The following is a 13,906-nucleotide window of genomic DNA, read 5'->3' as shown; positions in this document are numbered from 1 at the left end:
TCCCGAACAGGACAGTGAAACGACTCAGCGCCGATGATAGTGCGGGTTCCCGTGTGAAAGTAGGTCATCGTCAGGCTATTACAGCCAAAAAAGCCCCAACCACTCGGTTGGGGCTTTTTCTTTGTGCAAGCAAAAGCAAAAACAAAAAGCGCCCCGTCCACGACAGGGCGCTTTTTTATTACCGGTTAAATTGGCGGCGCTTTATTTGAATGAAATCGGGACGCCGTAGACAGGCCCGACCATTTCAAGAATTCAGAGGTTCCGAACCTCGTCTTCCGTGATTTCAGCGGCCCGCGCAGCGACGAGTTCAGCCAAGATCTCCTGCGCCAAGGCATCCAGCGCCACGCCCTCGAAGAACCGAGCGCACACCATGGCCAGATAAGGCGTCGCGCGCACCCAGGCCATCCAGTCGCCACGCGACATCCGCTGCTTCTCCAGCAGCTTGAACTTGATCAGCACCTTGATGGCATGCCGCGCATGCTTGACGGGATTCCGCTGCAGCCCCTCGAGCCGCCGCCGCGCGACCTTCAGCGCGGCTTCCACGTCCGTAAAGATCGACCCGTGTCCCGGAATCACGATCGATGGCGCCAGGCGCTCGATCAGATCCAGGGTGGCCGCCATCTCTCCGAACGAGGGTTCCCCCTTCAACTCCGGAAACGCGATACCGAACCCGTTCTCCCACAGCGCATCCGCGGACACCAGGGTCCGCGACACGGGCTCGAAAAGAATGACCGAATGCGGATCGTGACCGGGCGCGGCATGAATCTGCCAGCGCAGCCCGCCAAAGCCGCGCTCTGTCCCAGGCTGCAGCAAGCCCGAGACGCGAAACCTCGGGCAGCTCTGCCCCGTCGCCCTGAAGCTCAGCGCTTCTTCATCCCAGCGCTCCACCAGCGCCGCCTCGCCCGGCGGGATCTCGATGCGAAGGTCCGGATAGCGCGCCTGCAGCGCCGCATTCCCGCCGCAGTGGTCGCTGTGCAAATGCGTGTTGAGCACCCGGTCCAGCGGCCGCCCGTCCAACGCCGACTCGACCAGCGCCACCGTCTGCTCAGCGTGCGCCACATAGCCAGTATCGATCAGCGCCGTCTCATCGGCGCCGATCACGAGGATGTTGTTGGACGACAGCCACCCTCGCTCGAGCACGACGACATTCGCCGGCAACCCGGCGACCGCCGCCGCGCTCATTCAATGGCCCGCGGAGGCAGTGGTGCGAAGTTCGCGGCGCAGGATCTTGCCGACGTTGGTCTTGGGCAGCGCATCGCGGAATTCGATGTGCCGTGGGCGCTTGTAGCCGGTGAGTTGTCCATTGCAGTATTGCAGCACAGCCTCCTCGGTCAGGCTCGGGTCGCGGCGCACCACGAACACCTTGATCGCCTCGCCCTGCTTCTCGTCGGGCACGCCGATGGCCGCGCATTCCACCACGCCCGGGCACAGCGAGATCACGTTCTCGAGTTCGTTGGGGAACACGTTGAAGCCGCTGACCAGGATCATGTCCTTCTTGCGGTCGACGATGCGGCTGTAGCCATCCTCCTGCATCACTGCGACGTCGCCGGTGCGCATGAAGCCGTCGGCGGTGAAGGCCGCCGCCGTCTCGGCCGGCTGGTTGTAGTAGCCCTTCATCACGTTCGGGCCCTTGATGCAGAGCTCGCCCGATTCACCGATCGGCATCGAATTGCCCTCATCGTCCTTGATCGCGATCTCGATGCTCGGCAACGGCAGGCCGATAGTGCCGGTGAACTTGGTGTTCGACACCGGGTTGTTGGTGCCGATCGCGCAGGTCTCGCTCATGCCCCAGCCTTCGATCATGGGGCAGCCGGTGGCCTCGAACCAGCGCTTCGCCGTGCCTTCCGAGGCCGCCATGCCGCCGGCCTGCGAGACGAACAGCGTCGAGAAATCGATGGTCTTGAACTCGGGATGCATCAACAGCGCGTTGAACAGCGTGTTCACCGCCGGCAGCATGTGGAAGGGTCGCTTCTTCAGCACCGCGATGAACTTGTCGAAGTCGCGCGGGTTCGGCACCAGCGTCATGTGCGAACCCTGGCGGATCACGAGCAGGCACAAGGTGAGCGCGAAGATGTGATACAGCGGCAGCGCCGCGATGCTGTTGACCTTCGCGAGGTCGCCCGCGCGCGCGAGCGCCGGCGTGAACCAGGCCTCGGCCTGCAGGGTGGCGGCCACGATGTTGCGATGCGTGAGCACCGCACCCTTCGACAGCCCCGTCGTGCCGCCCGTGTACTGCAGGAAGGCGATCGAATCGAGCGTGCTCTTGTCGGCCGCCAGCGTGCGGCCACGTCCTTCGGCGAGCGCCTGCGAGAACGGCGTGACCGTGCGGCCATCGCTCAGCGGCAGCTTGAACGGCGGCACCATCTTCTTCAAGTGCCGCACCGCGAGCGTGATCCAGCTGCCGTAGAGGCCGCCGAGCAGGTCGCCCATCGCCGTGATGACCACGTGCTTCACGGGCGTCTTCTCGATCACCTGCTCGAGCGTGGAGGCGAAGTTCTCGAGGATCACGATCGCCGTCGCGCCCGAGTCCTTGAGCTGGTGCTCGAGCTCGCGCGCGGTGTACAGCGGATTGACGTTCACGCAGGTGTAGCCGGCGCGCAGCACGGCACACATGGTGACCGCGAACTGCGGGATGTTCGGCAGCATGATCGCCACGCGCGCACCGGGCTCGAGCCCGCGCGACTGCAGCCAGGCGCCGAGTGCCTTCGACTGCGCATCGAGCTCGCCGTACGACATCCAGCGCTCCATGCACACCGAGAACGGGCGGTCGGCATAGCGGCCGAAAGCCTCGTCGAACATGTGGGAAAGCGATCGGTACTGCTCGGGATTGATCTCGTGCGGTACGCCGGCCGGATAGTGCTGTCGCGCGGATGTCTGCATGCAAGCTCCTTTGGCGCGGATTGTGGGAGCCGCACAGGACAAGCGACCAGCGGGCTTGTCCTAGGTAAATGAATCGGCTGTCGCCTGCGCGATAGCTGCCGATCGATGCATGGAGCCGGCGGGAGCCGCGCACTTCGGCGCGGCTGCCGAAAAAAGGAAGCTCAGACCTTGCCGGATTCGCCGGGCTGCAGCACGCCGGCCGGAATGTCGGTCGCCGTCTCCAGCGCCCGGTACAGCGGCGCGAAGTCGGGCTCGGTCAGGTCGAACAGCTGCGCGAAGCTGTCGATGACGAAGTAGTTGGCCTGGTAGGTGTCGATCTTGTAGAGCGTGCGCATGGTGCGCAACAGATCGAGCGGCAGCCGCAGCGGCTCGTTCGAGCGCACCGCATGCTGCAGCTCGCCGACCGAGCTCAGGATGCCGGCGCCATAGGCACGCAGTCCATCGGGCTGGCGGATCAGCCCGAACTCCACCGTGTACCAGTAAAGACGCGCCAGCTTCTCGCCGGCATCGAGTTCGTGGGCCTTGATGCCGCCCGCGCCGTAGCGCTGCACGTAGTCCGCGAAGGTCGGGTCGAACAGCATCGGCACGTGCCCGAACAGGTCGTGGAACACATCGGGCTCGACGATGTAGTTGAACTCCTCGGGCTTGCGGATCCAGTCGGTGACCGGAAACTTGCGGTTCGCGAGCAGCGTGAAGAAAGGCAGCTCGGGAATCAGCCCCGGCACCGCCACGATCTCCCAGCCGGTGGCCTTGTGCAGCCGCTCGTTGAGCTCCTCGAAGCGCGGGATGCGGTCCTTCACGCCCAGCAGCGGCAGCGCGTTGATGAAGGCATCGCAGGCCAGCCCCGGCAGCTGCGCGGCCTGGCGTTCGTAGAGCCGCTTGTAGGTGTCGTGGTCGGCCGCCGTGTAGCTGGCCCAGTCCTGCGCGCAGGTGTAGTCGGCCTGCACCGTGCCGCCCCGCGAGTAGTCGCCGCGCGGCGGGCGATCGGAGGCGCCGTAGACGGCGGGCGTGACGACGGTGGCAGGGGTGTCCATGGGTGCTTCGGTTGATTACTTGAGCCAGCGGTCCATGACGCGCTGGAAGTCGCCGCCGGCCTGCTGAAGGTGCAGCCATTGGTCGACATAGGCCTTGAAGGCCACGTCGTCGCGCGGCAGCATCCAGGCCATTTCGCCGTACTGCAGCGGCTTGTCGGGATTGATCGCGCACAGGCCCGGCTTGAGCTTCTGCTGCACGATCGCCTCGGCCGACTCGGTCACGAACACGTCGGCGCGGTTGGCGAGGATCTCGTCGAAGATCGTCACGTTCTCGCCGTGCAGCGTGAGCCGGGCCTGCTTGAAGTTGGTGCGGGCGAAGCGTTCGTTGCTGCCGCCCGGATTGAAGATGACGCGCGTGGCCGGCTTGTCGATGTCGGCCACGCTCTGGTACTTGGCCACGTCGGCGCAGCGCGCGATCGGCGTCTTGCCGTTGACCATGTAGGGCGCGCTGAAGAACGCCCGCTTCTGGCGGTCGGTGGTCACCGACACGCCGCCCACGGCGATGTCGCACTTGCCGGCCGCGAGGTCGGGCAGCAGGTTGGCCCAGGTGGTCTTGATCCATTCGGGCTTGGCGCCCAGGCTGCTGCTGAAGCCGGCCATCAGGTCGACGTCGATGCCTTCGAACGAGGCATCGGCCTTCTGGAAGCTGAACGGCCGGTAGTCGCCCGGCGTGCAGATGCGCAGCACGGCCGCCTTCTGCACGCTGTCGAGGTGCGAGCCCGCGGCGCCGCCGGCCGGCGCGCCTCCCGGCCCCGCCGCGCATCCCGAAAGAACGACCGCCGCAGCGAGGGTGGTCAGGCCGATCGAGAGGATGTTGCGCATGCGGAGCTCCTGGAGGGTGGAAGGAGCGCTTATTTTGCGGCGCTCAGCACGCCGCGGCGCATCTGGTCGAGCTCGATGCTCTCGAACAGCGCCTTGAAGTTGCCGTTGCCGAAGCCGTCGTCGCCCTTGCGCTGGATGAACTCGAAGAAGATCGGGCCGAGCTGGTTCTCGCTGAAGATCTGCAGCAGCAGCGCGTCCTTCTTGCCGTCGATCAGGATCTTGCGCTTCTGCAGTTCTTCCACGCTCTCGCCGTGGCCCGGGATGCGCTTGTCGACCAGCTCGTAGTAGGTGTCGATGGTGTCCAGCAGGGTCACGCCCTTGGCGCGCAGTGCGTCGACCGTCTCGTAGAGGTCGTCCGAGCCCATCGCGATGTGCTGGATGCCTTCGCCCTTGTACATGTCCAGGTACTCCTGGATCTGGCCGGCCTGTTCCTTGCCCTCTTCGTTGATCGGGATGCGGATCTTGCCGCAGGGGCTGGTCATGGCCTTGCTCTTCACGCCGGTGACCTGGCCTTCGATGTCGAAGTACTTGATCTCGCGGAAGTTGAACAGCTTCTCGTAGAAGCCGGCCCAGGTGTTCATGCGGCCGCGGTAGACGTTGTGCGTCAGGTGGTCGATGTAGGTCAGGCCGTTGCCCTTGGTGGTCAGGGCGTCCTGCGAGGCCACGCCCGGCAGCGGCTCGAAGTCCACGTCGTAGAAGCCGATGTTGCCGATGTCGCCGGGCTTCGCGCCGTTCTTGCCGGGCCAGCGGTCGACCAGGTAGATCAGGCTGTCGCCGATGCCCTTGATGGCGGGGATGTTCAGCTCGCCCGGGCCGGCCTTGTCGGCGAAGCCCCAGGCGCCCAGCGAGGTGGCGCGCTCGTAGGCGGCCTTGGCGTCCTGCACGCGGAAGGCGATGGCGCACACGCTCGGGCCGTGCTCGCGCGCGAAGCGCTGCGCGAACGAATCGGGCTCGGCATTCAGGATGAAGTTGATCTCGCCCTGGCGGTACAGCAGCACGTTCTTGTGGCGATGCTTGGCGATGGCCGTGAAGCCCATGCGCTCGAAGACCTTGCCCATGGCGACCGGATCGGGTGCCGCGTATTCGATGAATTCAAAGCCGTCGGTGCCCATGGGGTTGTCCCAGGGCGTGAAGGCGGGCGCGTCGGCGTGGCTCATGGCAGTCTCCGAAGAAGTGGGGATCGAGGGGAAGGTAAAAGGATGGCGGCTCGGCCAGTGCAGCAATGTAGGTCGACTGCCGCTCATGATTTCAGCGTTTGTGGGCGTGTTTCTTGGATCGATTGCAGGAAAAGTGCAAAAATATCCTCATGGAAGCACTCGACAAGATAGATCGGTTGATTCTGCGCACGCTGCAAGCAGATGGCCGTGCTACCTACGACCAGATCGCCGAGCAGGTCAGCCTCTCGCCCAGCGCCGTGCTGCGCCGGGTCAAGCGGCTCGAGGAGCAGCGCGTGATCGACCGCTACGTGGCGCTGGTCAAGCCCGAGGCCGTCGGGCTGGGCCTCACTGCCTATCTCAACGTGCGGCTCGAAAAGCACACCGAGAGCCACAAGCGCAACCCGATGGACCTGTTCCGCGCCAGTGTGCAGACCTGGCCCGAAGTCGTCGAGTGCGCCGCCCTCACGGGCGAGATGGATTACCTGCTGCGCGTGGTCGTGGCCGACATGGCCCACTACAGCCGCTTCATCATGGACACCCTGCTCAAGCACCCGAGCGTGCAGGACTGCAAGACCAGTTTCGTGCTGGACCGTGTCAAAGCCACCACAGCCGTGCCGGTCTAGGCACGAAAAAGTTGCTCCGGGCACACGCTTTCGGGTATTGATTCACAAATGAGTCACGAAAGTGTCCCGCCGGGCTTGTGGGTTAAGGGAAAACCCTTACATTCAAGCCATGCTTACCGCCAAGGACCTCCTCAGGGCATCCCTCGGCCTCGGCTCTTTTTTGAAGGCGCCGATGGTTGAGGCCCAACCACGCGCCGTTGCCGCGCCGCAGCCCGTCATGGTGCCGATCCGCTCGATCGGCCCGCGCGAGCGCGAGCGCATCGCGCGCCACCTGCTGGCGCTCAGCGCCCACGACCGCTACCTGCGCTTCGGCTATGCCGCGGGCGACGAGCAGGTGCAGCGCTATGTCGACGGCCTCGACTTCGACCGCGACGAGCTGTTCGGCATCTACAACCGCAAGCTCGAGCTGATCGCGATGGCCCACCTGGCCTTCGCGCCCGACGACCAGCACAGCGACTGCGCCGAATTCGGTGTTTCCGTCTCGGCCCATGCCCGCGGACGCGGCTATGGCGCCCGGCTGTTCGAACGCGCCGTGGTCGTGGCGCGCAACGAGGGCGTGGGCATGCTGTTCATCCATGCGCTGAGCGAGAACGCCGCGATGCTCAAGATCGCGCGCAATGCCGGCGCCACCGTGGTGCGCAGCGGTTCCGAATCGGAAGCCCACCTGCAGCTGCCGAGCGCCACCTTCGACAGCCGCATGAGCGAGATCGCGCTCGAGCACTACGCGGCGGTCGACTTCCACCTCAAGTCGCGTGCCAAGCAATTCTGGGCCTTCCTCGCGAGCCTGCAGGAAGTCCGCAGCGGCGTGCGTGACGCGCGCGGCAAGTCGGCGCAATAAGGTCCTCGGGCGGCCCGGCCCTGCCCGGGAACGCTCCTTGCATACCCCCAGGCGGACCCGGTAGAGCCTGTCACATGCAATCCGGTATCCTTGCACTCCCCCCAACTACGCCCTCCCGCAGTGGCCGAACCTCACCCTGAACGCGCACCCGTCGAACGGGAAGACAAGCGCGGCTTTCTCCAGAAGCTCGCCGAATTCATCCATCCCGGTCCGGACTCGCGCGACGAGCTGATCGAAACCCTGGCGGATGCCGAAGACAACCAGGTGATCGGCGCCGAATCGCGCGTGATGCTCGAAGGCGTGCTGCGCATGGCCGACATGACGGCCGGCGACGTGATGGTCGCGGCACCGCGCATGGACCTGGTGAACATCGACGCGCCCTACGACGCGCTGCTGCACCTGGTCATCGACACCGCGCACTCGCGCTTCCCGGTGTACGAGGGCGAGAAGGAAAACATCATCGGCATCCTGCTCGCGAAGGACCTGCTCAAGCTGCAGCGCGCGCCGGGCCTGAACATCCGCGCGCTGCTGCGGCCTGCCACCTTCGTGCCCGAGAGCAAGGGCCTCAACGACCTGCTGCGCGAATTCCGCGGCAACCGCAACCACCTGGCCATCGTCATCGACGAGTTCGGCCGCGTGGCCGGACTGATCACCATCGAGGACGTGCTCGAGCAGATCGTCGGCGAGATCGAGGACGAGTTCGACATCGCCGAGGACGAGGGCGACATCTTCGGCCTGGCCGACCACACCTACCGCGTCTCGGGCGACACGCCGATCGAGCGCGTGGCCGAGGCCTTCGGCATCGTCTTCGACGAGGAACAGCTCAGCGAGGACTTCGACACCATCGGCGGCCTGATCGCGCACGAGATGGGCCACGTGCCCAAGCGCGGCGAGCACCATGCGATCGGCGGCTTCGACTTCGTGGTGCTGCACACCAAGGGCGGCGCGGTGCGCTGGTTCAAGGTGTCGCCGGCCCGCGGCGGCGACGCGGCCGACTGATGCGCGCCGCACTGCTGGCCCTGGCCTTCCTGCTGGCCGGACTGGGGCAGGCCGCCTCGATCGCCTTGCCCGGCTCGGGCCGGCCGATGTGGCTGCTGCAGCTGGTGTCGCTCGCCGTTTTCGCCTTCGGGCTGCGCCGGCTGCGCGAGCAGCAAGCGGGCTGGCGCCGCGCGGGACTGCATGCCTGGCTGTTCTCCACCGCCTGGCTCAGCGGCACCTTCTGGTGGCTCTTCATCTCGATGCACACCTACGGCGGCCTCGCCGCGCCGCTGGCCGCGACCGCGGTGCTCGCACTCGCCGCCGCGCTCGGCCTGTACTACGCCTTGGCCGGTGCCTGGTTCGTGCGGCGCGGTCCGCGCGGCACGGTCACAGGCGCACTGGTCTTTGCCGCGCTGTGGACGCTGGCCGAGCTGGTGCGTGGCAGTTGGTTCACCGGTTTTCCCTGGGGCGCGGGCGGCTATGCGCATGTCGAGGGTCCGCTCTCGGGCTGGGCGCCGTGGGTCGGCGTCTACGGCATCGGCGCCGTGGCGGCCTTGGCTGCCGCGCTGGTCGCGCTGGCACGGCCCGCGGCGCGCGCCGAACTCGCGGGCGCCGCGTTGCTGGTCGCGGTCGTGTTCGGCTTTCCGCTCGTGGCCCAGCCCTCGCGCGGCGAAGCCGCGGGCACGCTGCAGGTCGCGCTGCTGCAGGGCAACATCGCGCAGGACGAGAAGTTCGTTCCCAACGGCGGCATCGAGAACGCGCTGCGCTGGTACGGCGAACAGCTGCGCGATGCCAGGGCCTCGCTGGTGGTCACGCCCGAGACCGCGATCCCGCTGCTGCCGCAGCAACTGCCCACGGGCTACCTCGAGGCGATCCAGGCGCGCTATGCGAGCGGCAGCCAGGCGGCCGTGGTCGGCCTGCCGCTGGGCGACCGCCAGGGCTACACCAACACCGTGCTCGGCTTCCGGCCCGGCGCCGCCTCGGCCTACGCCTACAGCAAGCACCACCTCGTGCCCTTCGGCGAGTTCATCCCCTTCGGCTTCCGCTGGTTCATCGACATGATGAGCATCCCGCTCGGCGACTTCCGCAGCGGCGGCCTCGCGCAGCCTGCGCTCGCCTGGCAAGGCCAGCGTATCGCGCCGAACATCTGCTACGAGGACTTGTTCGGCGACGAGATCGGCGCCAACTTCCGCGACGCGGCGACGGCGCCGACCATCCTGCTCAACGTCAGCAACATCGCCTGGTTCGGCGACTCGATCGCCATCGACCAGCATCTCGCGATCTCGCGCATGCGCGCGCTCGAGTTCGCGCGGCCGATGGTGCGCGCCACCAACACCGGCGCCACCGTGGTCATCGACGCCGAGGGCCGCGTGACCCATGCGCTGCCGCGGCTCACGCGCGGCGTGCTCGAGGCCCCGGTCGAGGGCCGCACCGGCCTCACGCCCTATGCGCGCTGGGTCGCGCACCTCGGGCTGTGGCCGCTGTGGGGCCTGGCCTGCGCGATCGTCGCGGTTGCCTTCGTGCGGCGCCGCCGCGCGGCCTGACTCAGGCCGCCACCGCGGCCGCGCGCGGCTTCACCGGCCAGTCGCGCAGCTTGCCGGGGTTCAGCAGGCCCAGCGGATCGAAGCGCCGCTTCACCGCGATCACCTCGGGCGGCAGCGGCCCGCCGGCCTTGCCGTCCTCGACGATGTTCACGTGCGGGTTGTTGATGTGCACCTCGTGCTCGCGGTGGATCTGCATGATCTCCTGCAGCCGCTCCTCGGTGCTGAAGCGCACCAGCTGCAGGCCGCTGCAGGTCATCAGGCCCGCCACGTTGCGGATGAACTCCAGGTGCATCATCACCTCGCCGCCCAGCAGCTTCTCCATCTCGATGACCTGCGCCACGTGGCGCCCCGGCACGAAGCCGCTCTGCAGGTAGGTCAGGGTCGGGTCGACCTTGAGCGCGTGCAGCGTCGTGTGGTTCCAGGTGAACTCCATCAGGGTGCGGTTGCTCTTCTGCACCTCGGCCGCGGTCTTGCGGTAGCTCACGGCGCCGCCGAAGCTCTCGACCAGCTGCAGCAGCGCCGGCTCGCTGGCCTCGGCCACCAGCGACAGCACCGTGTGGCAGCCCTTGGGCAGGTGCGCCGCGAGCTGCGCCAGGTGGTCGGAGATCGGCGCCGCATAGAACGACACCTCGCGCTTCACGATGCCCGGCGCGTTCGCGAGCCTGTCGGCGAAGTTCAGCGCGCCCTCGAAATCGGAGAAGGTCACGAGCGTCTCGAGCCACGGATGCGCGGGCGCCAGCGCGACCTCGAGCTCGAGCACCAGCCCGTTGGTGCCCCACAGGTGATGCATGCGCATCGCCTCGGCGCCGCGCAGCTCCACCACCTGGGGTTCGGCCTCGATGGTCATCGCGCGGATGCCGAGCACGTTGCCGGGCGCGCCCAGCGGGCCGTAGTTGATCGAGCCCACGCCGCCGAAGCCGCCGCCGAACAGGCCGCCGAGCGTGGCGCTGCGGTAGGTCGAGGGCACGCAGCGCATTTCCTGGCCGCTGGCCCTGGTCTGCTTCTCGAGCTCGCCCAGGCGGATGCCGGCCTGCGCGCGCGCCACGCCGGGCTGCACCCAGAGGCAGGCGTTATAGCCGGTCATGTCGAGCACCACGCCGCCGGCCAGCGGCGTGGTCTGGCCGTAGTTGCCGGTGCCGCTGCCGCGCACCGTGATCGGCACGCCGTGGCGCGCGCAGGCACCGACCACCGCGCGGATCTCGTCCTCGCTGCGCGGGCGCACCACCACGTCGGCATGCTTGCCCTCGAGCTGGCGCTTGAGCACCGGGCTGAACCAGGAGAAGTCCTGCGACAGCCGCACGACGCGGCCCTCGTCGGTGATCCAGTCGAGGTCGGGGAGTTCGAGCAGCAGCGGCCCGATGGAGGATTCTTGTGCGTTCATGTTGGGATCAGTCCTGGGAAAGTTCGCTCGCATGCCACGAGCCCAGCGCCACCTTGGTGAGCCAGGCCATCAGCACGAAGAGCGCGACGCCGGTGAGGGAAATCAGCAGCAGCGCGGCGAACATCCGCGGGATGTTCAGCTGGAAGCCCGCCTGCAGGATCTGGTAGGCCAGTCCCGCGCCCGAGCCGCCGGTGCCGGCCACGAACTCCGCCACCACCGCGCCGATCAGCGCGAGGCCGCTGGAGATGCGCAGGCCGCCGAAGAAGTAGGGCAGCGCGCTCGGGATGCGCAGCCGCACCAGCTGCTGCCAGCGCGTGGCGCGGTTGAGCTTGAAGTAGCTCTGCAGGTCGGGGTCGATGCTGCGCAAGCCCAGCGTGGTGTTGCTGATGATCGGGAACAGCGCCACCAGCGCCGCGCACACGGTCATCGCGGCCGTCGGGTTCTTGACCCAGATGATGATCAGCGGCGCCACCGCCACGATCGGCGTGACCTGCAGCAGCACCGCGTACGGAAAGAGCGCGGTCTCGATGCGCTTGCTCTGCACGAACAGGAACGAGATCAGCACGCCCGCCACCGTGGCGAGCATGAAGGACAGCACGGTGATCTTGAGCGTGACCAGCAGCGCGTTGCCCAGCGGCGCCCAGTCGGTCACCAGCGTCTGCAGCATCAGCCAGGGCGAGGGCACGAGGTAGGGCGGCAGCTCCATCGCCACCACCATCCATTGCCACAGCGCGATCAGCAGCAGGCCGATCGCCATGGGGTAGAGCACGCGCTGCACGCGCGGCTGGCTCATGAGGGGCGTGCGGCTCATCGCGCGTGCTCCTCGTCGGCATGGCTGGCGCGCAGCAGGCTGTCCTGCAGCCGCCTGGCATGGCGCGCGAACTCGGGCGTGACCATGAAGTCGGCGCTGCGCGGATAGGGCTCGTCGATCTGGAACTGCTCGACCACGCGGCCCGGCCGCGCGGCCATCATCACCACGCGGCTCGAGAGGAACACCGCCTCGTGGATCGAGTGCGTCACGAAGATCACCGTGAGCTTCTTCTTGCGCCAGAGCTCGAGCAGGTCGGCGTCGAGCTTGTGGCGCGTGATCTCGTCGAGCGCGCCGAAGGGCTCGTCCATCAGCAGCAGGTCGGGCTGCGTGACCAGCCCGCGCGCGATCGACACCCGCATCTGCATGCCGCCCGAGAGCGCGCGCGGCAGTGCGCTCGCGAACTTCTCGAGGCCCACCAGCGCCAGCGACTCCATCACGCGCGCATCGGCCTCCTTGCGCGGCACGCCCGCCAGGTCGAGCGGCAGCCGCACGTTGGTCTGCACGCTGGCCCAGGGCATCAGCGTGGGCGACTGGAACACGAAGGACATCCGGCGCGTGCTGTCGTGCAGCTGGCTCACCGGCTTGCGCCACACCAGCAGCCGGCCGTCGCTGGGCTCGAGCATGCCCGCCACCATCTTGAGCAGCGTGCTCTTGCCGCAGCCCGAGGGGCCGAGCAGCGTGACGAACTCGCCCTCGGCGATCGACAGGTCGACCGGCAGCAGCGCCTGCGTGCCGTTGGGATAGGTCTTCTCGGCCGAGAGCACTTCCACCGCGGGCACGGCAGGCACCGTCGGCGGCGCGAGGGTGTGGGGGTCGATGCGGTTCATGGCGTGGCGACGATCAGGGCAGCACCTTGGCGTCCTTCACGAACTCGGTCGTGTAGGTCTTCGCGAGCTCGACCTTGGCCGGGTCGAGCAGCTTGGCGCTCACGAGGAAGTCGTAGCTGGCCTTGGCGCGCGTGTCGGTCATCACGCCGATGCCGAGCTTGGCCGCGTCGCCGCCCGTGATCATTCCCATCTCCTTGAGCTTGGCCACGCTGTAGGCGAGCTGGTCGTCGGTCATGTTGGGGTTGTCCTTCTTGATCAGCGCGTTGGCGGGTGCGGGATCGGCGAGGTAGCTTTTCCAGCCTTCGGCCGAGGCCTTGACGAAGGCCGCGACCTGCTTGCTGCGCTCCTTCACCGTCTTCTCCATGCACGAGACGGTGGTGGCATAGGCCGGGAAGCCGTGGTCGCTGAACATCAGCACCGTGCTCTTCACGCCGGCCTTCTGGATCGCGTAGGGCTCGGAGGTCAGGTAGCCCTGCTGGGCCGTGTTCCTGTCGGCCACGAAGGGCTGGATGTTGAAGGTGTAGGGCCGGGTCTGCTCGTCCTTGAGGCCGAACTTGGCCTTGAGCCAGGGCCAGTAGCCGCGGTTGGCCTGCGCGCCGATCAGCAGCGTCTTGCCCTTGAGGTCCTCGAAGCTCTTCACGTCGTCGTGCGCGATCAGCACCTGCGGGTCCTTCTGGAAGAAGGCCGCCACGTTGACCACCGGCACGCCGCCCTCGCGCACCTGCATCATCTGGATGTCGCTCGAGCCCATGATGCAGTCGGCCTGGCCGGCCGCCATCATCTGCGTGATGTTGACCTGCGGGCCGCCCATCTTGATGGTCACGTCGAGGCCGTACTTCTTGTAGATGCCCTGCGCCACGGCCTGGTAGAAGCCGCCGTGCTCGGCCTGCGCGTACCAGTTGGTCATGTAGGTGAACTTGTCCTCGGCCTGCGCGGGCGCGGCGAGGAAGGCGATGGCGGCGGCGCCGGCCAGGGACAGTGCGAAGGAGCGCATGGGAGGACCTCTCTAGG

The 13,906-nt window shown here is 67.2% G+C and carries 14 protein-coding genes; 5 read left to right on the top strand and 9 right to left on the bottom strand.

Annotated elements, in window-relative coordinates; genetic code table 11:
• The coding region (locus tag AC07RM_RS28745) for a hypothetical protein (protein WP_495336708.1) at nt 1–209 on the top strand (209 nt) is incomplete at its 5' end.
• Between the two features lie 43 nt (nt 210–252).
• Here AC07RM_RS28745 and AC07RM_RS28740 read toward each other — a convergent pair.
• The 5 genes from AC07RM_RS28740 to hppD form a co-directional block, all read right to left on the bottom strand.
• Nucleotides 253–1,182, bottom strand: coding sequence for an MBL fold metallo-hydrolase (locus AC07RM_RS28740; protein WP_495336707.1), 930 nt, complete (start codon nt 1,180–1,182; stop codon nt 253–255).
• Complete coding sequence (locus AC07RM_RS28735) at nt 1,183–2,880, bottom strand: AMP-binding protein (protein WP_495336706.1); 1,698 nt, start codon at nt 2,878–2,880, stop codon at nt 1,183–1,185.
• Between the two features lie 161 nt (nt 2,881–3,041).
• Nucleotides 3,042–3,914, bottom strand: a complete 873-nt coding sequence (gene phhA, locus AC07RM_RS28730; protein WP_495336705.1) for a phenylalanine 4-monooxygenase — start codon at nt 3,912–3,914, stop codon at nt 3,042–3,044.
• Between the two features lie 15 nt (nt 3,915–3,929).
• Nucleotides 3,930–4,736 carry a transporter substrate-binding domain-containing protein gene (locus tag AC07RM_RS28725; protein ID WP_495336704.1) on the bottom strand — a complete coding sequence of 269 codons (807 nt, stop codon included), beginning with the start codon at nt 4,734–4,736 and terminating at the stop codon, nt 3,930–3,932.
• A gap of 29 nt (nt 4,737–4,765) precedes the next feature.
• Nucleotides 4,766–5,893: a 4-hydroxyphenylpyruvate dioxygenase gene (gene hppD, locus AC07RM_RS28720; protein ID WP_093348317.1), complete on the bottom strand. Its 1,128-nt coding sequence runs from the start codon at nt 5,891–5,893 to the stop codon at nt 4,766–4,768.
• 149 nt (nt 5,894–6,042) lie between these two features.
• Here hppD and AC07RM_RS28715 point away from each other — a divergent pair, with 149 nt between their 5' ends.
• From AC07RM_RS28715 to lnt, 4 genes are all read left to right on the top strand, one after another.
• A complete protein-coding gene (locus AC07RM_RS28715) occupies nt 6,043–6,516 on the top strand; it encodes an Lrp/AsnC family transcriptional regulator (protein ID WP_057596999.1) in 474 nt (157 codons plus the stop codon).
• Between the two features lie 109 nt (nt 6,517–6,625).
• Entirely contained in the window at nt 6,626–7,354 is a 729-nt protein-coding gene (locus AC07RM_RS28710) for a GNAT family N-acetyltransferase (protein WP_093348314.1), read from the top strand.
• Between the two features lie 120 nt (nt 7,355–7,474).
• A complete protein-coding gene (locus tag AC07RM_RS28705) occupies nt 7,475–8,353 on the top strand; it encodes a CorC family transporter (protein ID WP_057596996.1) in 879 nt (292 codons plus the stop codon).
• Nucleotides 8,353–9,876, top strand: coding sequence for an apolipoprotein N-acyltransferase (gene lnt / locus AC07RM_RS28700; RefSeq protein WP_495336703.1), 1,524 nt, complete (start codon nt 8,353–8,355; stop codon nt 9,874–9,876). Before AC07RM_RS28705 ends, lnt begins: the two co-directional genes overlap by 1 nt.
• Nucleotide 9,877: 1 nt before the next feature.
• Here the strand turns inward: lnt and AC07RM_RS28695 are convergent, their stop codons facing one another.
• The 4 genes from AC07RM_RS28695 to AC07RM_RS28680 are packed head-to-tail and all read right to left on the bottom strand — an operon-like array spanning nt 9,878 to nt 13,889.
• Nucleotides 9,878–11,257 (bottom strand): FAD-binding oxidoreductase, encoded by a 1,380-nt coding sequence (locus AC07RM_RS28695; RefSeq protein WP_398501501.1) that lies wholly within the window; start codon nt 11,255–11,257, stop codon nt 9,878–9,880.
• A 7-nt stretch (nt 11,258–11,264) separates the two neighbouring features.
• A complete protein-coding gene (locus AC07RM_RS28690) occupies nt 11,265–12,068 on the bottom strand; it encodes an ABC transporter permease (protein WP_495336702.1) in 804 nt (267 codons plus the stop codon).
• Complete coding sequence (locus AC07RM_RS28685) at nt 12,065–12,895, bottom strand: ABC transporter ATP-binding protein (protein WP_495336701.1); 831 nt, start codon at nt 12,893–12,895, stop codon at nt 12,065–12,067. The genes AC07RM_RS28690 and AC07RM_RS28685 overlap by 4 nt, the downstream gene beginning before the upstream one ends.
• A 13-nt stretch (nt 12,896–12,908) precedes the next feature.
• On the bottom strand, nt 12,909–13,889 hold the full coding sequence (locus AC07RM_RS28680) for an ABC transporter substrate-binding protein (protein WP_057596987.1): 981 nt from the start codon (nt 13,887–13,889) through the stop codon (nt 12,909–12,911).
• Nucleotides 13,890–13,906: the final 17 nt, after the last annotated feature.

Source organism: Variovorax sp. GW821-FHT09B05, assembly GCF_059418265.1.
Note: the sequence above shows the minus strand (reverse complement) of the source record. Positions and strands in the feature narration are given on the sequence as shown.

Coding starts and splice junctions, on each gene's coding strand:
- phhA (WP_495336705.1), bottom strand. CDS start 3,914: ATGGACACCCCTGCCACCGTCGTCACGCCCGCCGTCTACGGCGCCTCC.
- AC07RM_RS28740 (WP_495336707.1), bottom strand. CDS start 1,182: ATGAGCGCGGCGGCGGTCGCCGGGTTGCCGGCGAATGTCGTCGTGCTC.
- AC07RM_RS28690 (WP_495336702.1), bottom strand. CDS start 12,068: ATGAGCCGCACGCCCCTCATGAGCCAGCCGCGCGTGCAGCGCGTGCTC.
- AC07RM_RS28715 (WP_057596999.1), top strand. CDS start 6,043: ATGGAAGCACTCGACAAGATAGATCGGTTGATTCTGCGCACGCTGCAA.
- AC07RM_RS28685 (WP_495336701.1), bottom strand. CDS start 12,895: ATGAACCGCATCGACCCCCACACCCTCGCGCCGCCGACGGTGCCTGCC.
- AC07RM_RS28710 (WP_093348314.1), top strand. CDS start 6,626: ATGCTTACCGCCAAGGACCTCCTCAGGGCATCCCTCGGCCTCGGCTCT.
- hppD (WP_093348317.1), bottom strand. CDS start 5,893: ATGAGCCACGCCGACGCGCCCGCCTTCACGCCCTGGGACAACCCCATG.
- AC07RM_RS28680 (WP_057596987.1), bottom strand. CDS start 13,889: ATGCGCTCCTTCGCACTGTCCCTGGCCGGCGCCGCCGCCATCGCCTTC.
- AC07RM_RS28735 (WP_495336706.1), bottom strand. CDS start 2,880: ATGCAGACATCCGCGCGACAGCACTATCCGGCCGGCGTACCGCACGAG.
- AC07RM_RS28725 (WP_495336704.1), bottom strand. CDS start 4,736: ATGCGCAACATCCTCTCGATCGGCCTGACCACCCTCGCTGCGGCGGTC.
- lnt (WP_495336703.1), top strand. CDS start 8,353: ATGCGCGCCGCACTGCTGGCCCTGGCCTTCCTGCTGGCCGGACTGGGG.
- AC07RM_RS28695 (WP_398501501.1), bottom strand. CDS start 11,257: ATGAACGCACAAGAATCCTCCATCGGGCCGCTGCTGCTCGAACTCCCC.